Annotated in this window: 21 protein-coding genes; 7 read left to right on the top strand and 14 right to left on the bottom strand. The window is 69.1% G+C overall.

What is annotated here, in order from left to right; all coding sequences use genetic code 11:
* Positions 1-51 precede the first annotated feature (51 nt).
* Positions 52-2,217 (bottom strand): xanthine dehydrogenase family protein molybdopterin-binding subunit, encoded by a 2,166-nt coding sequence (locus AC1DCG_RS09375; protein ID WP_477036848.1) that lies wholly within the window; start codon positions 2,215-2,217, stop codon positions 52-54.
* Positions 2,218-2,221: 4 nt separating this feature from the next.
* Positions 2,222-2,686: a (2Fe-2S)-binding protein gene (locus AC1DCG_RS09370; RefSeq protein WP_477030159.1), complete on the bottom strand. Its 465-nt coding sequence runs from the start codon at positions 2,684-2,686 to the stop codon at positions 2,222-2,224.
* Between the two features lie 223 nt (positions 2,687-2,909).
* Here AC1DCG_RS09370 and AC1DCG_RS09365 point away from each other — a divergent pair, with 223 nt between their 5' ends.
* The 5 genes from AC1DCG_RS09365 to AC1DCG_RS09345 all read left to right on the top strand — a co-directional run bounded on the left by AC1DCG_RS09365 (position 2,910) and on the right by AC1DCG_RS09345 (position 6,370).
* Positions 2,910-3,554, top strand: a complete 645-nt coding sequence (locus AC1DCG_RS09365; RefSeq protein WP_477030158.1) for a DUF47 domain-containing protein — start codon at positions 2,910-2,912, stop codon at positions 3,552-3,554.
* Positions 3,555-3,566: 12 nt separating this feature from the next.
* Positions 3,567-4,568, top strand: a complete 1,002-nt coding sequence (locus AC1DCG_RS09360) for an inorganic phosphate transporter (protein ID WP_477030157.1) — start codon at positions 3,567-3,569, stop codon at positions 4,566-4,568.
* Positions 4,565-5,134 carry an NUDIX hydrolase gene (locus AC1DCG_RS09355; protein WP_477036850.1) on the top strand — a complete coding sequence of 190 codons (570 nt, stop codon included), beginning with the start codon at positions 4,565-4,567 and terminating at the stop codon, positions 5,132-5,134. The genes AC1DCG_RS09360 and AC1DCG_RS09355 overlap by 4 nt, the downstream gene beginning before the upstream one ends.
* Before the next feature lie 64 nt (positions 5,135-5,198).
* Complete coding sequence (locus AC1DCG_RS09350; RefSeq protein WP_477030155.1) at positions 5,199-5,921, top strand: endonuclease III domain-containing protein; 723 nt, start codon at positions 5,199-5,201, stop codon at positions 5,919-5,921.
* A gap of 17 nt (positions 5,922-5,938) precedes the next feature.
* Positions 5,939-6,370, top strand: a complete 432-nt coding sequence (locus AC1DCG_RS09345; protein ID WP_477030154.1) for a hypothetical protein — start codon at positions 5,939-5,941, stop codon at positions 6,368-6,370.
* A gap of 12 nt (positions 6,371-6,382) precedes the next feature.
* Here AC1DCG_RS09345 and AC1DCG_RS09340 read toward each other — a convergent pair whose 3' ends face one another.
* The 5 genes from AC1DCG_RS09340 to AC1DCG_RS09320 form a co-directional block, all read right to left on the bottom strand.
* A complete protein-coding gene (locus AC1DCG_RS09340; RefSeq protein WP_477030153.1) occupies positions 6,383-7,345 on the bottom strand; it encodes a M15 family metallopeptidase in 963 nt (320 codons plus the stop codon).
* 19 nt (positions 7,346-7,364) lie between these two features.
* Positions 7,365-8,861 carry a CoA-acylating methylmalonate-semialdehyde dehydrogenase gene (locus AC1DCG_RS09335; protein ID WP_477030152.1) on the bottom strand — a complete coding sequence of 499 codons (1,497 nt, stop codon included), beginning with the start codon at positions 8,859-8,861 and terminating at the stop codon, positions 7,365-7,367.
* An 89-nt stretch (positions 8,862-8,950) separates the two neighbouring features.
* The gene (locus tag AC1DCG_RS09330) at positions 8,951-9,475 is read right to left on the bottom strand and encodes a flavin reductase family protein (protein ID WP_101717335.1); all 525 of its coding nucleotides are present in this window, start codon (positions 9,473-9,475) and stop codon (positions 8,951-8,953) included.
* A 126-nt stretch (positions 9,476-9,601) separates the two neighbouring features.
* On the bottom strand, positions 9,602-10,315 hold the full coding sequence (locus AC1DCG_RS09325) for a DUF2786 domain-containing protein (RefSeq protein WP_477030151.1): 714 nt from the start codon (positions 10,313-10,315) through the stop codon (positions 9,602-9,604).
* A 174-nt stretch (positions 10,316-10,489) separates the two neighbouring features.
* Positions 10,490-11,245, bottom strand: coding sequence for an SDR family oxidoreductase (locus AC1DCG_RS09320; RefSeq protein ID WP_477030150.1), 756 nt, complete (start codon positions 11,243-11,245; stop codon positions 10,490-10,492).
* Positions 11,246-11,364: 119 nt separating this feature from the next.
* Between AC1DCG_RS09320 and AC1DCG_RS09315 the strand changes: the two genes are divergently transcribed.
* Positions 11,365-12,267 carry a LysR family transcriptional regulator gene (locus AC1DCG_RS09315; protein ID WP_477041463.1) on the top strand — a complete coding sequence of 301 codons (903 nt, stop codon included), beginning with the start codon at positions 11,365-11,367 and terminating at the stop codon, positions 12,265-12,267.
* 11 nt (positions 12,268-12,278) lie between these two features.
* On the opposite strand, the gene AC1DCG_RS09310 is transcribed toward AC1DCG_RS09315, so the two are convergent.
* The 7 genes from AC1DCG_RS09310 to AC1DCG_RS09280 all read right to left on the bottom strand — a co-directional run bounded on the left by AC1DCG_RS09310 (position 12,279) and on the right by AC1DCG_RS09280 (position 22,235).
* Positions 12,279-13,196, bottom strand: coding sequence for a hypothetical protein (locus AC1DCG_RS09310; RefSeq protein ID WP_477030148.1), 918 nt, complete (start codon positions 13,194-13,196; stop codon positions 12,279-12,281).
* Between the two features lie 10 nt (positions 13,197-13,206).
* Positions 13,207-14,127: a glycosyltransferase family 2 protein gene (locus tag AC1DCG_RS09305; protein WP_477030147.1), complete on the bottom strand. Its 921-nt coding sequence runs from the start codon at positions 14,125-14,127 to the stop codon at positions 13,207-13,209.
* A complete protein-coding gene (locus tag AC1DCG_RS09300) occupies positions 14,127-15,266 on the bottom strand; it encodes a GNAT family N-acetyltransferase (RefSeq protein ID WP_477030146.1) in 1,140 nt (379 codons plus the stop codon). Before AC1DCG_RS09300 ends, AC1DCG_RS09305 begins: the two co-directional genes overlap by 1 nt.
* A gap of 69 nt (positions 15,267-15,335) precedes the next feature.
* The gene (locus AC1DCG_RS09295) at positions 15,336-15,833 is read right to left on the bottom strand and encodes a GAF domain-containing protein (RefSeq protein WP_165255849.1); all 498 of its coding nucleotides are present in this window, start codon (positions 15,831-15,833) and stop codon (positions 15,336-15,338) included.
* Positions 15,834-15,872: 39 nt separating this feature from the next.
* The gene (locus AC1DCG_RS09290; protein WP_477030145.1) at positions 15,873-18,200 is read right to left on the bottom strand and encodes a methyl-accepting chemotaxis protein; all 2,328 of its coding nucleotides are present in this window, start codon (positions 18,198-18,200) and stop codon (positions 15,873-15,875) included.
* A 206-nt stretch (positions 18,201-18,406) separates the two neighbouring features.
* Positions 18,407-21,871 (bottom strand): transcription-repair coupling factor, encoded by a 3,465-nt coding sequence (gene mfd, locus AC1DCG_RS09285; protein WP_477041462.1) that lies wholly within the window; start codon positions 21,869-21,871, stop codon positions 18,407-18,409.
* 70 nt (positions 21,872-21,941) lie between these two features.
* Complete coding sequence (locus AC1DCG_RS09280; protein WP_477030143.1) at positions 21,942-22,235, bottom strand: FAD assembly factor SdhE; 294 nt, start codon at positions 22,233-22,235, stop codon at positions 21,942-21,944.
* Positions 22,236-22,324: 89 nt separating this feature from the next.
* On the opposite strand from AC1DCG_RS09280, the gene AC1DCG_RS09275 reads away from it, so the two are divergent.
* Positions 22,325-23,782 (top strand): cobyric acid synthase, encoded by a 1,458-nt coding sequence (locus tag AC1DCG_RS09275; protein WP_477030142.1) that lies wholly within the window; start codon positions 22,325-22,327, stop codon positions 23,780-23,782.
* Positions 23,783-23,837: the final 55 nt, after the last annotated feature.

The following is a 23,837-nucleotide window of genomic DNA, read 5'->3' as shown; positions in this document are numbered from 1 at the left end:
TCCCAAGACCAAAGCGCGGCCTTGGGACGCTATGTCGCGGGCCTGTTCCGATCAGGCCAGCTGGTCGCCGACCGGCAGGCTGCGGATGCGCTTGCCGGTGGCCGCGAAGATGGCGTTGCAGAGCGCCGCCGGGGCCGGCGGCAGCACCGGTTCGCCCAGCCCCGTCGGGCGATTGTCGCTGAGCAGGTAGTGCACTTCGATCGGCGGGGTCTGGCTCATCCGCAGCAGCGGGAAGTCGCCGAAATTGCTTTCGACCGCCGCGCCGTTCTCGAAGGTGATCTTCTGGTGCAGCGTGCTGCCGATGGCGTCGAGGATCGAGCCCTGCACCTGATGATCGGCGCCGGTGGGGTTGATGATCTGGCGGCCGACGTCGGCGGCGACCCAGGCCTTCTCGACCTTGACCTCGCCCTTGGCGACCGACACCTCCATGACCACGGCCACGTAGCCCAGGTGGCTGAAGTGGCAGGCGACGCCAAGGCCCCGGCCCTTGGGCAGCTTGCGGCCCCAGCCGGACTTCTCGGCGACCAGATCGAGCACCCCGCGCATGCGGCCGGTGTGGAAGCTGTCGTTCTGGCCCTCCGGACCGATCAGGCGCGGCTCGCCCAAAAGCTTGCGGCGGAACTCGACCGGGTCGGTCTTGGCCGCCAGGGCCACCTCGTCGGTGAACGACTGGATGACGAAGCCGAAGGCGTTGTTGCCCGGCGCCCGCAACGGTCCGGTGGGAATGCCCAGCGGCATCACCGACACCTCGTGCAGGTAGTTGGGCACGGCGCCGGCCGGGAACTGGGTGGAGTTCATGCCGCCCGAACGCACGAAGGTCTCGCCCTCGCCGAAGCTGACGAAGTGGTCGCGCCAGGCGACGAGCTCGCCATTGGCGTCGAGGCCGGCGGTGAAGTTGTGCCAGCCGCCGGGGCGGTAGAAATCGTGCTGGATGTCGTCCTCGCGCGTCCAGATCAGCTGGACGGGCGCATCGACCTTGCTGGCGATGAATGCGGCCTCGACCATGTAGTCGTTGATCAGGCGCCGGCCAAAGCCGCCGCCGCAGCGAACCAGGTGGATGGTCACGTTCTCGGGCGGCACGTTCAGGGTCTTGGCGACCAGGGCGCGGCCGGGCTCGGGGTTCTGGGTCGGGGCCCAGATCTCGACCTTGCCGTCCTTGACCCGGGCCGTGCAGTTCTGCGGTTCCAGCGGCGCGTGCGCGATGAAGGGATAGTCGTAGGCGGCGCTGACGACCTTGGCCGCGCCTTTCAGGGCGGCGGTGACGTCGCCATCGGCGCGGGCCACCCGCTGGGCGCCGGTCTTGGCGAATTCGGCGGCCTTGGCGGCCAGCGAGGCGGTGCTCTGGGCGCTGGTCGGGTGATCGGCCCAGGCGACATCCAGGGCGTTGCGGCCCCTGCGGGCCGCCCACCAGCTGTCGGCGACCACGGCGACGCCGGGCAGCAGGCCGTCCAGCGCCGTGCCGCCCTCGACCACGAAGGCGTCGCGCACGCCCTTGACGGCCTTGGCGGCGGCGAGGTCGGCCGAGGCGACCTTGGCCGCGTAGGTCGGGGCCTTGAGGAAGGTGGCGTAGACCATCCCCGGCAGGCGCACGTCGATCCCGAACAGCGGCTTGCCGGTGACGATGGCGTCGGTGTCGGTCTGGACGTGGCTCTTGCCGATGATGCGGAAGGCCTTGGGATCCTTCAGAGCCAAGGTCTTGGGATCGGGCGGAGCGATGGCGGCGGCGGCCTGGGCCAGGTCGCCATAGGCCAGCTTGCGGCCGCTGGCGGCGTGGACGACCAAGCCCGGCTCGGTGGTCAGTTCGGCGGTCGGGACGTTCAGCTTCGCCGCGGCGGCCTGGATCAGCATCCAGCGGCCCGCGGCCCCGACCCGGCGCATGCCGTCCCACTCCAGGGTGGTGGCCATCGAGCCGCCGGCGACCTGGCGGCCATAGACCTTGGTGTCGGCCAGGGCCTGCTCGACGATCACGTCCTCCCAGGCCACGTCGAGCTCTTCGGCGATGATCATCGGCAGGGCCGTGCGCATCCCCTGCCCGACCTCGGGGATCTTCGAGGCGATGGTCGCCTTGCCGTCGGGCGAGACCTTCAGATAGGCGCTGAGCGTGGCCGGTCCGGCGGCCTGAGCCTCGCCCTCGATGTCGAACGACAGCAGGAGTCCCCCGCCGACGGCGGTCGACGAGGCCAGGAACAGGCGGCGCGAGAGGACGGGAGCGTTCATGACCTCAGGCCTCCGCCTGGCCGGAGGCCGACTTGATGGCCTTGCGGATCCGCGGATAGGTCGCGCAGCGGCAGAGGTTGCCGTCCATCGCCTCGTCGATCTGGCTGTCCGTCGGCTTGGGCGTCGCCGTCAGCAGCGCGGTCGCCGACATGATCTGGCCGGCCTGGCAGTAGCCGCACTGGGGCACGTCGAGGCTTTTCCAGGCCTGCTGCACCTTGGCGCCGACCGGATTGGCGGCGACGCCCTCGATGGTGGTCACGGCCTTGGTCCCGACCCGCGACACCGGCGTCACGCAGGCGCGCACCGGCGCGCCGTCCAGATGCACCGTGCAGGCTCCGCATTGGGCGACGCCGCAGCCGTACTTGGTTCCCACCAGGTTCAGCAGGTCGCGCAGCACCCACAGCAAGGGCGTGCTGGGCTCGGTGTCGACCGTATGGGGCAATCCGTTGACCGTCAGGGTGTAGGCCATGCGCGCGACTCCGGGAGGTGGAGCGTCATCTTGCCGCAAGCTGCGCAACCTGCCGAGCGCCATGCGCCTCACCCCCGGCCAGAGCAGCGATTTGTCACAAAAGTTTCACACGGGGCTTGAAAGCCCGGCGCTTCCGTGGTTCCGGTCCGCCCAATGCGCGGATGCTCCCGGTACGGACGTCCGCGTTTTTCGTTCCGCCGCTTCGAACAGAGGATGAAGCGACATGCTGGGTTTGTTCCGGGCGATCATGCCCAAGGAAGACCGGTTCTTCGACCTTTTCTCCCAGCACGCCGCGACGCTGGTCGCCGGCTCCAAGGCGCTCAGCGACCTGATGAGCGGCGCCGACAGCATCGAGGCCGCCACCGCTCGGGTGAACCAGCACGAGGAAGAGGCCGACGAGGTCACCCGCCAGGTGATGCAGGCCGTCCGCCGCAGCTTCATCACGCCCTTCGACCGTAGCGACATCCAGGACCTGACGACGTCGCTGGACGACGCCATCGACCAGATGCGCAAGACCGCCAAGGTGGTCAGCCTGTTCGAGGTCACGACCTTCGAGCCGCAGATGAAGGCGATGGCGCAGATCATCGTCCAGGCCGCCGACCTGACCGCCGAGGCCGTGTCTCTGCTGCCCAAGATGCGCCACAACGCCCAGCGCCTCAGCGACCTGGCCGTCAAGATCACCCAGATCGAGGAACAGGCCGACCAGATGTACGACATCGGTCGCAAGGAGCTGTTCCTGGCCCACCGCGACAAGGATCCGATGGCCTTCATCGTGGGCATCGACATCTACAGCCACCTGGAAAAGGTCGTCGACCGCTTCGAGGACGTGGCCAACCGCATCAGCGGCATCGTGGTCGAGCAGGTCTAAAGAGCCCGCGCCGTGGACCCCACGCTTCTCATCCTGGTGTTCCTGGTCGTCGTCGCCCTGGCGTTCGACTTCCTGAACGGGCTGCACGACGCGGCCAACTCGATCGCCACCATCGTCTCCACCCGCGTGCTTTCGGCCAAGTGGGCGGTGATCTGGGCGGCGTTCTTCAACTTCATCGCCTTTCTGTTCGTGGGGCTGGGCGTGGCCAAGACGGTCGGCTCGGGCATCATCGACCCGCACATCATCAGCGATCGCCTGATCTTCGCGGCGCTGATGGGCGCGATCAGCTGGAACCTGATCACCTGGTGGCTGGCGATCCCCTCCTCCAGCTCGCACGCCCTGATCGGCGCCCTGGTCGGCGCTTCGGTCGCCAAGGTCGGCGGCCTGGGCGCGGTGCAGTGGGCGGGCCTGGGCAAGACCGCCGCCGGCATCATCGTCTCGCCGACCGTCGGCTTCGCCCTGGCGCTGCTGCTGGTGCTGATCGTGTCGTGGACCTTCCTGAAGAGCTCGCCGTTCTGGGCCGACAAGGTGTTCCGCAAGCTCCAGTTCGTCTCGGCGGCCTTCTACTCGCTGGGCCACGGCGGCAACGACGCCCAGAAGACCATGGGCATCATCGCCGCCCTGCTGTTCGCCCACGGCGCCACGCACCAGCCGGGCCACATCCCGTTCTGGGTGGTGATCACCTGCCAGGCGGCCATGGGTCTTGGCACGCTGTTCGGCGGCTGGCGGATCGTGCACACCATGGGCAGCAAGATCACCCGCCTGACGCCGATGCAGGGCTTCTGCGCGGAGACCGGCGGCGCGATCACCTTGTTCCTTGCGACGCATCTGGGCGTTCCGGTATCGACGACTCACACGATTACCGGCGCTATTGTCGGCGTGGGCGCATCGCGGCGCGTTTCGGCCGTGCGCTGGGGTATCGCAAAGAGCATCGTGACGGCCTGGATCGTCACGCTCCCGGCGGCCGGGCTGATGGCCGTGGCGTTCTACTATCTCGGGTTCTGGATGCAGTGACGGACGGGACGGTCAAGCAGACCGGCGGGGCCAAGGGCGGCGGCAAGCGTCGCCAGGTCGCCGCCCTGCCCTGGCGCGCGCAAGGCGCCGGGCTCGAGGTCCTGCTCGTCTCCTCGCGCGAGACCCGCCGCTGGGTGATCCCCAAGGGCTGGCCGATGAAAGGCAAGCTCGACCACCAGGCCGCCGCCCAGGAAGCCTATGAAGAGGCCGGGCTCGACGGCGTGATCGTCGAGACCGCCTTCGGAGAGTACGAGTACCTCAAGCGCCTCAAGAGCGGCGCGGGGCGCCTGGTCAAGGTCGACGTCTTCCCGATGAAGGTCACCGGCGAGCATGCGACCTGGCCCGAGAAGGGCCAGCGCACCCTGCGCTGGATGACGCCGGTCGAGGCCGCGCTGGCGGTGCAGGAGCCCGAACTGCGCAGCCTGATCGCACGTTTCGCGCGTGTTGACCTGCCGCTCGACGAGCGCCCGCCGCTCGATCCGGCGCCGACGCCGGTGCGGGTGGCGCTGCAACGCCTGCGCCGACGGGTCACTGTCCTGTGGGGGCGCGCCCGCCGTCGGGGCTGATCACGGCTCGACAATCGCTTCGGTAGAGCATAATGTTCTCATTATGTTCACGCGAGGCGAGCCCATGCAGCTGTCCCTCTGTCTGGCCCGATCGCCGCTGGAAGACGCGCGCGACGTCCTGCTGGCCGCCTTCGGCCCCCAGCGCCCCAAGGCGCGGATGGACCCCGTCTCCCAGCTGGTGAAGTCTTCGATCAGCCACCGCACGCTGGACGCGGTGTCCTGGGCCGCGTTCCTGCGGCTGCAGGGCGCGTTCCGGACCTGGGAAGAGCTCGCCGCGGCCGGGCCCGAGCAGGTGCTGGCGCTGATCGCCGACGTCACCCATGCCGAGGACAAGGCCCGTCGCCTGCCGATCGCCCTGCGCATGATCCAGGACCGCATCGGCTGGCTGTCGCTGAGCCACCTGCGCAACCTCACCGTCGAGCAGGCCCGGCACGAACTGCGCGCCCTGCCCGGCGTCGGCCAGAAGGTCGCCGCCAGCGTTCTCAACTTCAGCACCCTGGCCATGCGCGATCTGGTGGTCGACAGCCACGTGCACCGCACGGCCCAGCGCCTGGGCCTGGTCGGCCCGGGCGACCCCACCCACAGCTATCACGCGCTGATGGCCCTGGCGCCCGAGGCCTGGAGCGCCGACGACCTGTTCGAGCTTCACTGCCTGATGAAGCACGGCCTGGGACAGCTGGTCTGCACCCACGATGCGCCGCAATGCGGGGCCTGCCCGATGAAGGCGCAATGCCGCCGCGTGGGCGTGGAGGGCGCGACGGTGCTGGCCTGGCGGCCACGGGGCTGAGGCGGTAAGCACGACCCATGAGCAAGCCAGCCGCGCCCGCCCTTCCCGACGCCGCCATGATGGTCGCGCCAGAGGCCTTGGCGCGGTTCTTGGAGACGGCGGACGCCTCGCTGCTGGATGGCGTGTTCTCCGGCGGCGACGTGACGATCCTCGAGAACTTCGCGCCGCACGTCTTCCTGGGCCAGCAAGGCCTGACGCAATGGCGGGCGATCATGACCCGCCATGTCGGCGCGATCGACGGGCTGAAGCACGCGTTCGAGGCGCCGCAGGACTTCGGTCTCGACGGCGACACTGTCCACTTCACCCTGCCCACCCGCTGGAGCGGCGTACGCGGCGGCAAGCCGTTCAAGGAGCTGGGCGGCTGGACCTTCGTGCAGGTGCGCGAGGCCGACGGCTGGCGGATCCGTTCCTACGGCTGGGCCGTCGTCAGCTTCGACTGGCTGGACTGACGGGATCGAGTCCTACCCCGCCAGTTCGGTGAAGGTCCGCGTGCCGATCGGATAGCGGCGCCAGTCGCCGTAGTCGAAGTGCCACCACTCTTCCGGATAGACCTCGAAGCCCTGGGCGACCATGGCCTCGCGCAGCATCCTGCGCAGGGCCCGCTGCCCGGCCGTTCCACCGGCGAAGTCGGCATAGGAGCGGGTCGACATCTCGTCGTAGCGGCTGGGCATCAGGACGACCTCGCCGGTTTTCAGGTCGTGCAGGGTCAGGTCGACGGCGCATCCGCGATTATGGCGCGAGCCCTTGGCCGGATCGGCCACGAAGACGCGGCTGGCCGGCGGCGTGGCCTCCCAGAACATCCAGGTCACGAACCACGGCCGATAGGCGTCGTGGATGGTCAAGCCCCAGCCCTGGGCCGCCAAGGCCTTGGCCGCACGGCCGACAGCCTCGGCGGCGGGGCGCTGCAGCCAGGCGGCCGAGCGCTCGTAGAGCTTCAGCCCCATGAAGTTGTCGCGGCCGGCATAGCGGATGTCGAAAGCGATCGTCGGATCGATCGCGGCCAGGTCGACGAGGTCGGACGGCAGGAAAGCGCCCGTCTCGATCGGCGGCGTCGCGGCCAGGGCCCGGGCGCGCAAGGCCTTGGGATCGGCGCGAACGGCGCGGCGGATGCCGGCCTGCACCTCGGCGCCGAAGTCGCGGCGCGGCAGGACCGCACCGTCCAGCCGCACGCCGCGCGCCGTCGCCAGTAGTTCCCCGCCGCCCGCGACGCCATAACGGCCCGGAGCGATCGGCGACAGCCGCCGGATCGGACCGCCGTGGGCGAAGACGGCCAAGGCGCCGTCGTCGGTCTCGAAGATCGTGACGGGCGCCCCGGGCGCGCCGTACTGGCCGACAAGGGCCAGATCGGCGGCCGCCAGGGCCGCGCCAGGCGCCAGGCTCGAGGCCAGGACGCCGGCGGCGACGGTTCGACGGGTCTGCCGCATCGCCGCCGCCCCCTTTTCCCTACTTCATCGTCGGGATGACGAAGGCGCTGTCCTCGACATCGCCTTCCGGCCAGCGGGCCGTGACCGTCTTGACCTTGGTGTAGAACTTCACGCCCTCGACGCCGTGCTGGTTGGTGTCGCCGAACGCGCTGCGCTTCCAGCCGCCGAAGGTATGATAGGCCACCGGCACCGGGATCGGCACGTTGATGCCGACCATGCCCACGTTGACGCGGGCGGCGAATTCGCGGGCGGCGCGGCCGTTGCGGGTGAAGATCGCCACGCCGTTGCCGTACTGGTGCTCGGACGGCAGGGCGATCGCCTCCTCGAAGCTTTCGGCGCGCACCATCTGCAGCACCGGGCCGAAGATCTCTTCCTGATAGGTCTTCATGCCCTTCTTGACGCCGTCGAACAGCGACGGGCCGATGAAGAAGCCCTTCTCGAAGCCCTGCAGGGAAAAGTCGCGGCCGTCGACCACCAGCTCGGCGCCCTCGTCGACGCCGATCTGGATGTAGTCGGCGATCTTGGCGCGGTGTTGGGCGCTGACCACAGGGCCGTAGTGGGCGGCCGTGTCGGTGGAGATGCCGACCTTGAGGGTGTCGATCTCGGCGACCAGGCGCTCGCGCAGTTCGTCGGCGGTCTTCTTGCCGACCGGCACCACCACCGGCAGGGCCATGCAGCGCTCGCCCGCGGACCCGAAGGCCGCACCCGACAGGTCCTTGACCACCTGGTCGAGGTCGGCGTCGGGCAGGACGAGGCCGTGGTTCTTGGCGCCGCCCATGGCCTGGACGCGTTTCCCGTGCGCCGTGCCGGTCTGGTAGACGTAGTGGGCGATGTCGGAGCTGCCGACGAAGCTGACCGCGCGTATCAGCGGGTGGGTCAGGATGGCGTCGACGGCGCTCTTGTCGCCGTGGATCACGTTGAGCACGCCTTCGGGCGCGCCGGCCTCCATCATCAGCTCGGCCAGCTTCAGCGGAACCGTCGGATCCTTCTCCGACGGCTTGAGGATGAAGCTGTTGCCGACCGCGATGGCGATGCCGAACATCCACATCGGGATCATGGCCGGGAAGTTGAACGGGGTGATGCCCGCGCAGACGCCCAGCGGCTGGCGCATCGAATAGACGTCGATGCCGGGGCCTGCGCCCTCGGTGTACTCGCCCTTCAGGATGTGCGGAATTCCGCAGGCGAATTCAATGACTTCCAGGCCGCGCTGAATGTCGCCCTTGCTGTCGGCGATGACCTTGCCGTGCTCGGACGACAGGATCTCGGCCAGGCTGTTCATGTCGCGCTCAATCAGGCGCTTGAACTCGAACATCACCCGGGCGCGGCGCTGCGGGTTGGTCGCCGCCCAGCCGACCTGGGCCTTGGCTGCGGCCTGGACGGCGGCGTCGATCTCGCTGTCGGTCGCGAACTGGACGCGGGCCTGCACCTCGCCGGTGTTGGGATTGAAGACGTCGCCGAAGCGTCCCGAGGCGCCATTGAAGGCTTGGCCGTTCACGAAATGGGCGATGTCTCGCATGATGCGCTCCCTAACGCTATTTTTCGGCGTCATTAGCATCCGAGAAACGGCGCGTATCGTGGAAAATCTATCCCCGGCCTCTCAGCCGCCTACTCCGCGTCGACATGCACCCGGCGGAACCGGCCCTGCAGGTAGACCAGCGGCTCGTGGTCGGGGTCGTAACGCAGCTTGACCACCCGCCCGACATAGACCCGGTGATCGCCGGCGTCGAAGACGTGGTGGGTCTCGCATTCGAAATTGGCCATGCAGCCGGGCAGGATCGGCACGCCGGTGCGCCAGGTCTCGGTCTCGACGCCGGCGAAGCGGTCGGTGTCCTTCTGCACGAACTGCCGGGCCAGGGCCTGGTGATCGGCGTGCAGCACGTTGACGGCGAAGCGGCCCGCGGCGTCCAGGGCCGGCAGGCTGGACGACTTCAGGTCGACGCAGACCAAAGCCAGCGGCGGGTCCAGCGACACCGACGTGAAGGAATTGGCGGTCAGGCCGACGCGGCGACCGTCCTGCCCCAGCGTCGTGACGACGGTGACCCCCGTGGTGAAGCACCCGAAAGCGTTGCGCAGGGCGCGGGCGTCGTGCGCGCCGCCCTCCCCCAGTTCGATCGTGACTGCCTGACTCATCTTGCCCTAGCAGTGCGACAAAGCCGGGCCACGGGCAAGGCGGGATGCCATCCCGCGGCACGTGAGCCCCGAAGATCGGACTGTAATGAAGTTTTTGCTTACTTAGTGATCAGTGGCGACAGGGCGCTACGCGGTCTTCGGGCCGCCGAGATCGATGGCTAGAGACGCGCCCGCGACGCCGCCGGCCCCATAGGCCTCTGGCGCCACCATGCGGGCTGGCCGGAGCACGGCCCTCAGTTTCAGATCGAGCTTGTCGAGTTCTGCATCAACGACAGCCGACTTGAGAACGACGAGATCACGCCCGGCTTCGCTGTTCACCCGGTCGCGCCCGGCCTTCATCGCGGTCAGCTTGTCTGCGATGGACGTGACCATGCCCAGAGTGAACGAGGCGTTGGCCACATGTCGATCCTTGTGCCGAAATCGCTGATAGTCGGCAGAGGTCTTGTAGCGGCCAAGCTCGAACCGAACAGCGCCGTCGATCAGTTCGGTCAGGTAGTGCGCGACTTCAATATCCGAAGGGAGCCCAAAGAATACGTACCGTGGCTCTCCGGTCGGGCCCTTCTCGCGCCAAACTCGGCAATCGCAAAAACTGGCGATGGCGACGATGCAATCGCCCAACGGTATCCGCTTATTGTGGTGCGTTTCGTACTCGCGCCGCTCGCACAGCGTATCGCGGAGTTCAACGTCGGTGAGGGAAAGGTCGTATCGATCGAGCAGTTCGGCGACCTTCGCGGCGGCCGACATGGCTTCGGCTTCCGTGCAGCCATTGTCCGTGGTCTTGGCTCGGAGCCCTGCGATGCGCGCCCTGAGCTTTTCAAGGTCTGCCAGATGTTCGTTCACGGCTGCGCCCCGAAAGTGTCTCAGCGCCAACCCGCCAAGTTCGCCTGCCCCGCCTTCTAGGCGAAGCCTGAGGCTGATCCCAGCACATCGAAGGGCCCGAGATCGAGCCCCTCTTGTATCAGAGGCCGGCTTCCGCTCATTCGGAGCATCGAATGAGCGGAAGGCCTTTACCGGCTAGACCTGAGCCACGCCGCCGTCGATGGCGAAATCCGAACCGGCCATGAAGGCGGAGTCGTCCGAGGCCAGAAAGAGCACGGCCTTGGCGATCTCCTCGGGCGCGCCGACGCGGCCGATCGGGGTCTGGCTGGCCATGTAGTCGAGCAGACCTTGCTGCTGGGAGGGATCCGAGCCGGCAAGCTCGACCAGGCCGGGCGTCTTGATCGGCCCCGGGCTGACCACGTTGACGCGGATGCCGCGATCCTTGAGGTCGAGGGTCCAGCTGCGGGCCAGGTTGCGCACGGCGGCCTTCGAGGCGCTGTAGACGCTGAAGGCGGCCGTGCCGGTGGTGGCCGTGGTCGAGCCCGACAGGATCACGCTGGCCCCGTCGCGCAGCAGCGGCAGCGCCTTCTGCACGGTGAAGATCACGCCCTTCACGTTACGGCCGAAGATATCCTCGTAGTGCTCCTCGGTGATCGCGCCCAGAGGCAGCATGTCGCCGCCGCCCGCGTTGGCGAACAGGGCGTCGATCTGAGAGTGGCGCTGCTGCACGGCGTCGTAGAGGCGGTCGATGTCGGCCAGCTTGGACATGTCGGCCTGCACGCCGACCGTCTTGCCGCCGATCGACTTGACCGCCGCGTCCAGCTCGGCCTGGCGGCGGCCGGTGATGAACACGCTGGCGCCCTCGGCCGCGAACGCGCGGGCGGTGGCCAGGCCGATGCCGCTGGTGCCGCCGGTGACCACCACCACCTTGTTTTCGAACTTGCCGGTCATCTGAAGTCTCCTTGGCTTGTGCGGCGAACCGTTCGCCGTGGACAAAGAGATGCATCTGGAACGATCTGGCCGGTAGCCAGGCATTGTGGCATTCAGTGTCTCGATAATGAGACGATGAAATGCCCGACCTCAACGACTACCTGCTCTTTGCCGAAGTGGTGGCCCATGGTGGCTTCGCGCCCGCCGGCCGCGCCCTGCGCCAGCCGAAGTCGACGCTGAGCCGCCGGATCGCTCAGCTGGAGGCGCGCCTGGGCGTACGATTGATCGAGCGTACGACCCGCCGTTTTCGGGTCACGGAGGTCGGCCAGGCGTTCTATGAGCGCTGCAGGATCGTGGCGCTCGATGTCGAGCAGGCCAACGCCGTCGCCGCCGAGGCCAGGAGCGAGCCGCAAGGCCTGATCCGCTTCAGCTGTCCCACCGGCCTGGTCGAGACCCTGTCAGCGAGCTTGCCGCGGTTTCTGGCGCGGTTTCCCAAGGTGCGGCTGCAGGTGATCGCGGTCGACAGGCCAGTGGATCTCATCGAGGAGCGGATCGACGTCGCCCTGCGGGTGCGCACCGTGCTGACGACCGACGCGGCGCTGACCATGCGCACGCTGGGCCGTTCGCGCCGAATTCTGGTGGCAGGGCCTCAACTCGCCGCCCGTTGCGCCGACCTGGAGATCGACCAACTGGCCAGCCTGCCCACCCTCAGTCCCAYCGACCAGTCAGGCGAGCTCACCTGGGACCTGCTAGGGCCGAACGATGCGACCTGCGCGATCCGTCACGAGCCCCGCTTGGCCTGCGGTGACTTCCTGGCGCTGCGCGACGCCGCGGCTGCGAACATCGGCGTCGCTTTCCTGCCGGATCATGTTTGCAAGGCCGACCTCATGACCGGCCGCCTGGTTCAGGTCTTTCCGGAGTGGCGATCGGAGGACGGGATCGTCCACATCGTCTTCACCACCCGGCGCGGCCTTCCACCAGCCGTGCGGGCGTTCATCGATCATCTGGCCGCGGTGTTCAGCCAGGATCGGCCGACCCAGTAGGCCGCGCGCCTTTAAGCCCCCTCGACCAGAACCCCCGGCCGCCCGGCGTCCAGGCCGAACGTCACCGGCAGGTGGCGCACGTGCGGGGTCTGCAGATTCAGGGCCTTGGCGCCGCGGGCGACGGCCAGCTTGCCAAGGGCCGTCGGGCCGAAACCCGCCTGGACCTTGGGGTTTGCGCCCAGCCGGCGACGCAGCACGCCGTTGGCGTAGATGACGTTGGCGCGCATCAGGGCCGGCGGGGTCATGAACTCGATCGAGATCGAGACATTCAGCATCGGGCCGTTCTCGATGCGGTGCGGGGCGTTCTGCTTCCAGGTGACCATCGAACCGGGCGTCAGCTCGACGGCCTGGGCGCCGGCGTCCCAGGCGGGGTCGAAGGCGAACTGCTCGGCGGTCTCGCGCAGCACGATCTTCTCCAGCGCCAAGTCGCCCACATAGGGGTCGGCCACCGGATAGACCCACACCTTCTTGACGCCGCGGATCTGCCACAGCGACACCAGCGGCACGTCGAGATGATAGAAGACCTGGGCGTTGGCGCTGCTGATCAGCATGCCCAGATCGCGCTTGAAGGTCTTCAGGCCCGGAACCTTGCCTTCCTTCTCGGCGAAGATCTCGTCGCACAGGGCGGCGTACTCAGGCACGTGGTCGTTGGTGTGGCGCAGGTTCAGCCAGATGCGGCCGGCCTTGGCGGCCTCCAGCAGCTGATCACCCGACAGGTTCCCCGCCGAGCCCTTGCGCCAGGTGGTCCAGGCCTTGGGGTCCTCGCCCATCGTGAAGACGCCCAGAAGCTCGCGCGGATAGCGGTCGAGCAGGCGCGCCAGGCCCTCGTCGTCGAACATCGGCCGCTCGTGCAGGCCGTGCTTGAAGATCAGGTTTTCCTTGCCGAAGGCCTTGGCCTTCTCGGGGGTCCAGTCGTGGATGATGGTCATGCCGCCAGCCTCACGCCGTGTGTCCGTAGAAATGGATCTTGAAGGGACCCCACCACAGGGTCTTGCCCAGGCCCCGGGCGGCGCGGTCCAGCCATTCGGCCCGGTCGCCCGCGCGGGTCAGCCACTTGAAGCCGGCCACGGCGCCGAACAGCGCGGCCTGGACGACGCCGACGGCCATCCAGCGGGCCACGCCCACGCGGTCGGGGGGCACAGCGGCGGCGCAGTGGGCCGAGGGGCCCTGGCCGTAGGCGAAGGCGCGGCGGATCGTGTAGTCCAGCGTCAGGCGGTCGGGCACGGGGTCTTCCCACACCCAGGCGGCGGGCTCCCAGGCGAAGACCGCGCCGGCGGCCCGCATGTGGCCAAACAGCATGTCGTCCTCGCCGCCGATATGATTGCGCTCGGCCGCGAAGGGCGCGACCGGATCGGGCAGGCTCGAGCGCTTCAGCAGGCTGTCGCCGCAGCCGTAGTAGTGGTCGATGACGCCGGCCCGCTCGGGACCGATGCGCGAGAAGAACCGCTCCAGATAGTCGCGGTGACTAGTGACGCTGTCTGGCGCACGGGCTCGGACAGGGCCGAACACGACGTCGGCGGCGTACCGCTCTTGCGCGGCCAGCAAGGCGGCCAGCCAGCCAGCGGGGGCCTCCTCGTCGTCGTCAAGGAAGGCGACGAACGCGCCCGAGGCCCTGGCCATGCCGGCGTTGCGGGCGTTGGCGACGCCGGCGCGCGGCTCGTGCACGTAGTGGACTGGGAACGGCGCCTCGGCCGCCAGGGTCTGGGCCACGCCCTGGGCGGACGGCGTCTGGTCGTTGTCGACGATCACGAGTTCCAGCTCGGAATGATCCACGCCGGCCTGGGCCAGGACCGAGCGGGCCGCGACGGCCAGGCCGCCGAGCCGACGCTGGGTCGGGATCATGATCGTCACGCGGGCCATCAGACCTCCATCGTCGCGTTTCGGCGCTTGCCCTGGGCGGCGACGGCGTCGACCAGCCCCTTCACCCGGCCGCCCATGGTCAGCTCGGTGCTGGCGATGATGTCCATCCGCCGACGCAGGCGCGCGACGGGTCCAGCGCCATTGGCGCCGGCCAGGGCCCAGACGCCCTCGACCGAACCGGCCACGCGGCCGGCCATGCTGGCGGCCGTGGCCGCGCCGTCGGCGATCAGGGTCTGGGTCAGGCCGTAGGAATGCTTGTAGTGGTCCGAGCCCGGCCCCAGGTCGTAACGGGTCAGACCCAACTGCGGCATGGCGGCGATGGCCCGCAGGAAGAAGATCTGGCCCGGCGACCAGGCGCCGAAGGCCGGATTGGTCGAGGCGATCCACGGGTGGTAGATCTCGCCCTGGCGCACGCCGAAGTGGCCCGCCACCAGCTGGCCGCCGGCATAGAGGTTGATCATCAGGCCGCGGAACTCGCCGTCGCGCTGCTCGAACAGCATCTGGAACAGGTCGCGCGTCCATTGCGGGCGCAGGAAGTCGTGGACGCCGGTGCGCTCGATCTGCTCGCGCTTCCAGGCGATCAGCTGGTCGAAGGCCTCCTGGCTGTCGTCGCCGGCCCGCAGCTCCACCTGTCCCATCTCGCGTTCGAGCTTGTTGTCGAGACGACGGTAGTTCTTGATCTTCTTGGGGCTGCCGGCGCGCACCGCCTCCAGATAGGCCGCAGCGTCGCCCTGCGTGTCGATGACATAGGCCGGGATGGTCGGCTCGACCTGGAAGGCTCCGGCGGGATCGACCAGGCCCGTATAGCGCATGACCGCCAGGTCGGCGGCGCGCAGCACCTGGGCCGCGTCGATCGTCTCGCCCGGCTTGGCGACCAGGCCGTGATAGTCCGACAGCGGCGCGCCGATGGGACGGGCCACCCCGCCCGGACGGCGATGATGGGCCAGGAAGCCGATCGTCTCGCCGCCGCGACGAATCACGGCGACCCGAGCGTCCTCGCGCACCCGGCCGACGGCCTGGGCGAAGTCCGGACCGAGCAGAGGGCTGGCCAGGACTGGATCCGCCATCGCGAACGCTCGCCAGAGGGCGACGTCCGCGGGGGTCAGATCAGCGGGGTGCAGGGTCTCGATGTCCAACATGTCCACCTCTGTCCTAAACCGGCTCGGTTAGGGAATGATGGAAATGTCACTGCAATCCAGGGGCCACGCTCAGGCGCGGAATGTCGCACCCAGGATGCGCTCCAGCCAGGCCTGGTCGACCTCGTCGAACGCGGCCGGACGGTCGGAATCGACGTCGAACACGGCCAGCAGGCGGCCCTCGGCGTCGAACACCGGCACCACGACCTCGCTGGCCGAGCGGCTGTCGCAGGCGATGTGGCCCGGGAAGGCGTGCACATCTGGCACAAGCTGGGTCTGGCCGGTGGCGGCGGCCGCGCCGCAGACGCCGCGGCCGAACGGGATGCGCAGGCAGCCCAGGGTGCCCTGGTAGGGCCCCACGACCAGCTCGCGCTCCTTGGCGGGATCCACGACGTAGAAGCCGGTCCAGAAATAGTGGTCGAAGCTGTTGGCCAGCATCGAGGCCACGGTCGCCATGCGGGCGGTCAGGTTGCCCTCGCCGTCCAGGACGGAGGCGATCTCCTCGGCGACCTCGGCATAGCGGGCGGCCTTGTCGGCGGAGAGGGTCTTGTCGTTGAAAGCTTCAGCCATGGGCGCGGATATAGCGCGCCCATGGCGTAATGCGAGGGCCTAGAATTCTTCCCAGTCGCCGGGACGCGACTGCGGGGCGATCTTCAGGGCGTTGGCGCCCTGCACGTAGCGCTCGCGGAACGCTTCGCGACGGGGCGCGGCCGGCTGGCGCGGGGCCTGGCGGGGATGCAGGTCGCGAACCTCGGCGCCCACCTGGAAGCGGCCGATCAGGCGCTCCAGCTCGCCGGCCTCGCTGGACAGGGCGTGGGCGGCGGCGGTCGACTGCTCGACCATGGCCGCGTTCTGCTGGGTCACCTGGTCCATCTGGTTGACGGCGGTGTTGACCTCGGCGAGGCCGACCGACTGTTCCTTGGCCGAGGCGGCGATCTCGCCCACCAGGGCGTTGATCTCGGACACCTGCTCCATGATCTGCTGCAGGGTCTCGCCGGTCTCGCCGACAAGGCGCACGCCCTTGCCCACCTCGTCGGTGGAGGCGCGGATCAGGCCCTTGATCTCCTTGGCCGCGTCGGCGCTGCGCTGGGCCAGGGCCCGCACTTCCTGGGCGACGACCGCGAAGCCCCTGCCCGCCTCGCCGGCCCGCGCGGCCTCGACCCCGGCGTTCAGGGCCAGAAGGTTGGTCTGGAAGGCGATCTCGTCGATGACGCCGATGATCTGGGTGATCGACTGCGACGACTTCTCGATGCCACCCATGGCCTGGACGGCCTCGGTGACGACCTTGCCGCTCTTCTCGGCGTTGGCCTTGGCGCTTTCGGTCAGCTGACGGGCGCGCTCGGCGCCCTCCGAACTCTTCTTGACCGTGGCGGTGATCTGGTCGAGCGCCGCGGCGGTCTGCTCCAGGCCGGCGGCTTGGCGCTCGGTGCGCTGGGCCAGGTCGTCGGAGGCGTGGCTGATCTCGGCGCAGCCGGCGCGGATGCTCTGGGCGGCCGACAGGATGCCGGCCATGGTCTGCTGCAGGCTGTCGACGGCGGCGTTGAAGTCGCGCGGCATCTTGCGGGCCTCGCCCGAGAAGCCGTCCTCGCGCATGCGCCAGATCAGGTCACCATCGGCCAGCTTCTCCATGCCCTGGCCAAGGGTGGCGACGGCGGCGGCCTGGGCCTTGGCGAAGGCCTCGGCTTCTTCGGCATGGCGCTGGCGCTCGATCTCGGCGGCGGCGCGTTCGGCCTCCTGCTCGGCGCGGCGGCGCTGGCCGTCGGCCAGGTCGTGGCGGAAGCCGTCGAGGGCCCTGGCGATGGCGCCGATCTCGTCGCCGCCGGTCACGCCGGGCACGGGCTGGTCGTAGCGGCCGGCGCTCAACGCGTCGACCGACTGGGTCAGACCCGACAGCGGGCGGCGCACCAGGCTGGCGCTGGCCAGGAACAGGGCCAAGAGCACCGCGCCGGTGATCACCATGCCGCCGATGAACAGGATCATGGCCAGGCGGTCGGCCGGGCCGGTGATGGCCGAGCGCGGCACGTCCATGACCAGCGCCCAGGTGGTGTTGAGTTCGGGCATGGCGATGGGGCGGATCATCCGCTCCATCTCCTCGTCGCCGACCTTGACGCCTTCGAAGATCGCCGGCTCGCCGCCGCTCAGCACGCCCTTGACCTTGTCGGCGCCCGCGTCGGCGTAGGCGGTCGTGCGCAGGTCGGCGTTGGGGTGGGCCACCCACTTGCCGCTCGAGGACAGCAGCATCACGCGGCCGCCGCCCAAGGGCTGCATCTTCTCCAGGCGCTGCGAGACGCCGTCCAGCGACAGGTCGACGCCCTCGGCGCCCAGGAACTGGCCGTTCACCAGCACCGGATAGACGACCGAGGTCATCAACTGGGTCTTGCCGGCGACGGTATAGGGATAGGGCTCGAGGATGGCGGCCTTACGCGTGTCGCGCGGCACCGTGTAGTAGGGCTGGCTGTATTCGTTGCCTTCGCTCAGCGGCTCGAAGATCACCTTGCCGTCGTTGTGCACCCAGTACGGGGTGAAGTTGCCCTGGGCGGTCGAGCCCATGGCGGTCTGGCCGGCGAACTCGGCGTCCTTTCCGTCCAGCGCGTCGGGGGCGGCCATGAACCAGGCGCCCATGACGATCGGGGTGGCGTCGGCCTGCGGGCGCAGCATCTCGATATAGGCGCGGCGATCGCGCACTCCGGCCGTATGGGCCGCGGCGATCGAGCCGGCGGTGGCGCGCGAGGTGGCTTCGACCTTGCCGATCTCGGTGCGGATCTGCTCGATGGCGTCGTCGGCCACGGCGTCGGCGTAGCGATGCGTCAGGCCCGCGACGATGCTGGAGGTGTGCATCGACACCGCCACGGCGGCGGCGATCAGCAGAAGGCCGATGGCCAGACCCGCCACCGTCACCAGCTTCCACGCGATGGTCAGCCGACCGAACGCCTTCATCGAGAATCTCCGCAACCCGAGCCGTTAACCTCGTTGTGGCTGGCGATTCCTAAGCAGCTGTTAACCGTAGTTAAGCTGCGACAATCTGGCGCCGGCGCGTCCCCCTCAGTCGCTCCGCGACAGCTCCCCCAGAGGGGGAGCATCTCGAAGCTTGCGCCAATAGATCCTCCCCCTCTGGGGGAGGTGGCCCGGAGGGCCGGAGGGGGTCACCCCTTCGCCAGCTTCACCAGCTGGACCAGGATCTTCTCGGCCGCGTCCAGCCGCTGGGCCGGCGTGTCCCATTCGCCCTTCACGACCACCTTCTGGTCGGGACGGGCCTTCCAGATCAGGCTGTTCTTGCCGATGAACTGCATCAACGGCAGCGGGTTGGCGAACTCGTCGTTGCGGAAGCTCAGCACCGCGCCCTTGGGGCCGACGTMGATCTTGGCGACATTGGCCTCGCGGCACATGCCCTTGATGCCGACGACCTTGAGCAAGGAGTCGGTCTCGGGCGGCAGCGGGCCGAAGCGGTCGATCATCTCGGCGGCCAGGGCCTCGCGGTCGGCGGCCTTCTCGGCTTCCGACAGGCGGCGGTAGAGCGACAGACGCACGTTCAGGTCGGGCACGTAATCGTCGGGGATCATCACGGCCGCGCCGGTGTTGATCTGCGGCGACCAGGCGCGGTCTTCCAGCAGGGCCTCGGCGCCCTGGCGCTCGCGCAGGGCCGCGACGGCGTCTTCCAGCATCTGCTGATAGAGCTCGACGCCGATCTCCTTGATGTGACCGCTCTGCTCGTCGCCGAGCAGGTTGCCGCCGCCGCGGATGTCGAGGTCGTGGCTGGCCAGCTGGAAGCCGGCGCCCAGGCTGTCGAGCGACTGCAGCACCTTCAGGCGCTTTTCTGCCGACTGGGTGATCTGCTTTTCGGCGGGCGTCGTCAGATAGGCGTAGGCCCGGGCCTTGGAGCGGCCGACCCGTCCGCGGATCTGATAGAGCTGCGCCAGGCCGAACATGTCGGCGCGGTGCACCACCAGGGTGTTGGCCGAGGGGATATCGAGCCCACTTTCCACGATAGTGGTCGCTAGGAGCACGTCGTACTGGCCCTCGTAGAAGGCGGTCATCACCTCCTCGAGCTGGGTGGCGCTCATCTGGCCGTGGCCGACGACGTACTTCACCTCGGGCACCTGGGTGCGGAGGAACTTCTCGATGTCCTCCAGGTCCTTCAGGCGCGGCACGACGTAATAGGCCTGGCCGCCGCGATACTTCTCGCGCAGCAGGGCCTCGCGCACGGTGACGGCGTCGAAGGGCGTGATGTAGGTGCGCACCGCCAGGCGATCGACCGGCGGGGTGGCGATGATCGACATCTCCCGGATGCCCGACAGCGCCATCTGCAGGGTGCGCGGGATCGGCGTGGCGGTCAGGGTCAGCATGTGCACGTCGGCGCGAAGCTCTTTCAGCTTCTCCTTGTGCTTGACCCCGAAGTGCTGCTCCTCGTCGACGATCACGAGACCCAGGTCCTTGAACGCCACCTGCTTGGACAGCACCGCGTGGGTGCCGACCACGATCTCCAGCTGGCCGTTGGCCAGGCCCTCGCGGGTGTCGGCGGCTTCCTTGCCGGTGACCAGGCGCGACAGGCGGGTGACCTTCACCGGCCAGCCCTGGAAGCGTTCCTTGAAGGTCTTGTAGTGCTGGCGGGCCAGCAGCGTGGTCGGGCAGACCACGGCGACCTGCTTGCCGCTCATGGCCACCACGAAGGCCGCGCGCAGGGCCACTTCCGTCTTGCCGAAGCCGACGTCGCCGCAGATCAGGCGGTCCATCGGCTTGCCCGACGACAGGTCTTCCAGCACGTCGTGGATGGCGTTCAGCTGGTCGTCCGTCTCCTCGTAGGGGAAGCGGGCGCAGAACTCGTCGAACACGCCCGACGGCGGGTCGGTCTCTTCCACCGACTTCAGCGAGCGGGCGGCGGCGATCTGGATCAGGCCCTCGGCCATGACCCGCAGGCGCTCCTTCGCTTTCGCCTTGCGGCCCTGCCAGGCCGCGCCGCCCAGCTTGTCGAGCTGCACGTTCTCGCCGTCGGCGCCGTAGCGGGTGAGCAGGTCGATGTTCTCGACCGGCAGGTAGAGCTTGGCCTCGCCGCCATACATCAGGTCGAGGCAGTCGTGCGGCGCGCCCTGCACGTCGAGGGTCTTGAGGCCCTCGTAGCGGCCGATGCCGTGGTCGATGTGGACGACGAGATCGCCCGGCGTCAGGGCCGAAGCTTCCGCCAGGAAGTTGGCGGCGCGGCGCTTCTTGCGCGGGCGGGCCAGGCGATCGCCCAAGATGTCGGTCTCGGAGATGACGGCCAGGCTGTCGGTCTCGAAACCGGCGTCCAGCGGCAGCACGACGCGCTGGGGTACCTTCGGGTCGTTGGCCTTGGCCGCCTGCCAGTAGCCGGCATACGGCGCCTTCTTCAGACCGTGATCCGACAGCATCGTGCCCAGGCGCTCGGACGAGCCTTCCGACCATGAGGCGAAGAGGACGCGTTTCCCCTCCCCGGCCAGCTTCTTGGCGTGGTCGGCGGTGGCCTCGAACAGGTTGACGCTGTCCTGGGCGCGCTCGGCGGCGAAGGTGCGGCCCTGCTTGGCGCCGAGGTCGACGACGTCCAGGCCCTGGGGCTGGAACGGCGTGAACTGGCGGTGCGGACGGTCGCCGACCGCCTCGTCCCATTCCTGGGCGGTCAGGTAGAGGGCCTTGGGCTCCAGCGGACGATAGGCCGACTTGCGGTCGGCGGCGGCGCGGGCGTCGTAGGCGTCGGCGATCATCGACAGCCGCTCGTCGCGGGCCTCGGCGGCCTGGTGGTCGACGCCGATCAGGCTTCCGGCCGGCAGATAGTCGAAGATCGTCGCCATCCGCTCGTAGAACAGCGGCAGCCAGTGCTCCATGCCGGCGCGGCGGCCGCCGTCGCTGACCGCGGCGTACAGCGCATCATCGCCCGGCGCGCCGAACAGGCGCACGTACGAGCCGCGGAAGCGCGACACGGCGTCGGCGTCCAGCAGCGCCTCGCTGACCGGCAACAGCTCGATCGAGGTCAGCTGCCGGGTCGAGCGCTGGGTTTCCGGATCGAAGGCGCGGATGCTCTCCAGCGTATCGCCGAACAGGTCCAGGCGCACCGGCTCTTCCGACGCCGGCGGATAGACGTCGATGACGCCGCCGCGGATGGCGAACTCGCCGCGCTCGGAGACGGTGGAAGCGCGGACATAGCCGTTGACCGCGAAATAGCGCTCCAGGTCCTTGATATCGACGCTCTGGCCGACCTTGGCGCTGTAGCTGGCGCGCAGCAGCACCTCCTTGGTCGGCACGCGCTGCAGCAGGGCCGGAGCCGCGACCACCAGCATCGCCGGCTTGGCCTGGCCAAGGCCGTTCGCCAGCCGGTGCAGGGTGCACATGCGCGTGGCGGCCACCCCGGCCGACGGGCCGATGCGGTCATAGGGCAGGCAGTCCCACGACGGCAGCAGAACCGCCTCGATCTCGGGCGCGAAGAACTTCAAGGCGTCGATGAATGCGCTGGCCCGGGCGGTGTCGCGGGCCACGAAGGCGGTCAGCCCACCCCGCGCCCGGGCGACGTCGGCCATCACCAGCGCGTCGAAGCCCTCCGGCGCGCCGGCCAGGGTCAGGCCGCCGGCGGCCTTGGCGATCTGTTTGGCGTCGTAGGCCATGCTGCTCTTCAACTGTTGGCGGGAAACAACCCGCCGGAATGCAAAGGGTTCAGGCGCTGACCGACGTGTGTCAGGCGCCGTCGCCGGGCGGCCGCGAGGCGTGGGCCTCGAAGCGGAACTTGCGGATCATCGCCATGATCTCGGTCTCGAACGCTTCGGGCGTCGGCTCCTGGCCGACGATCCAGGCGTAGATCTCGCGATCGGACTGTTCGAGCAGGGTTTCCAGCACGTCGAGCTGGTCGGGGGTCAGGTTCGGGCCATGCGTTTCCGCGAACGGCCCCAGAATGAGGTCCGCTTCACGAAAGCCGCGGTGCCAGGCCCGAAACTTCAGCCGCCGGAGGCGGGCGTCGTGATCGATGGTCATGCGGCCGCCGATATAGAGCGCGCCGAGGCCTCGCGCCAGCGTCGCGGCGTCGATTGACCGAACCTGCTGACGCCTTTAGGCGCGAGGACATGGCTTCCTTGATGATCCAGGGCTGCGGCTCCGACGTCGGCAAATCGACCCTGGTGGCGGGGCTGTGCCGGCTGTTCGCCAATCGCGGCCTTACGGTGCGGCCGTTCAAGCCGCAGAACATGTCCAACAACGCCGCCGTCACCGCCGACGGCGGCGAGATCGGGCGGGCCCAGGCGCTGCAGGCCGTGGCCTGCCGGGTTCCCGCCAGCGTCCACATGAACCCGGTGCTGCTGAAGCCGCAGAGCGACATCGGCGCTCAGGTCGTGGTGCAGGGCCGCGTCGTCGGCAACTACAAGGCCCGGGCGTTCCAGGGACTGAAGCCCGACCTGCTGGCCACCACGCTCGACAGCTACGGTCGCCTCGCCGCCGAGGCCGACCTGGTGCTGGTCGAGGGCGCCGGCAGCCCCGCCGAGACCAACCTTCGCGCCGGCGACATCGCCAACATGGGCTTCGCCCACGCCGCCGACCTGCCGGTGGCCCTGGTCGGCGACATCGACCGGGGACACGTGATCGCCGCCCTGGCCGGCGCCCACCTGGTGCTCGACGACGCCGACCGGGCGCGGATCAAGGGCTTCATCATCAACAAGTTCCGCGGCGACCCGGCGCTGTTCGACGACGGGCGGGCGGAAATCTTCCGGCGGACCGGCTGGCCGGACCTCGGCATGGTCCCATGGCTGCCGCCGGTGCGCTTCCTGCCCGCCGAGGACGCCGTGGTGCTGGAGCGTCCGGCCGACGCCGCCGCCGGGCGCGCCAAGGTGGTCGTGCCGATGCTGTCGCGGATCGCCAATTTCGACGACTTCGATCCCTTGCGGAACGATCCGGCGATCGACCTTCAGTTCCTGCCGCCGGGCGCGGTGCTGCCGCGCGACGCCGATCTGGTGATCCTGCCCGGGACCAAGGCGACGCTGGCGGACCTGGCCTTTCTGCGCGCCCAGGGCTGGGACGTCGACATCCTGGCGCACGCCAGGCGCGGCGGGCGGGTGCTGGGCGTCTGCGGCGGCTATCAGATGCTGGGCCGCAGCGTCAGCGATCCGGACGGCGTCGAAGGACCGCCCGGTTCGGCGGCGGGCCTTGGCCTGCTGGATGTCCAAACCGTGCTGGCCGGCGACAAGACCGTGCGTCCGGTGACAGGACGTCTCGCCGGCGGCGCGGCCTTCGAGGGCTACGAGATCCATGTGGGCCGCACCAGCGGCGCAGGAACCGCCCGGCCGCTGCTGACCATCGACGGCCACGGGCCGGACGGCGCGGTCTGCGCCGACGGCAGGATCGCCGGCGCCTATGTCCACGGCTTGTTCGATAAGGCCTCAGCGCGCGCCGCCCTCCTCGCCCCGCTCGGCGTCGCGGCCGACGGCCAGGACCAGTCGGCGCGGGTCGATGCGGCGCTGGACGAGATCGCGCAAATCCTGGAGCGCAGCCTCGACATCGACGCCATCGCCCGTATCGCCGGGCTGCCCTGATCCGGTTTTCCTGGCCCCGGGCGCCGCCAGCGGCCAAAATCGGCGCCGACGAATC

Source organism: Caulobacter sp. 10L414 (assembly GCF_056395525.1).
This window is presented reverse-complemented; position numbering and strand designations above follow the sequence as displayed.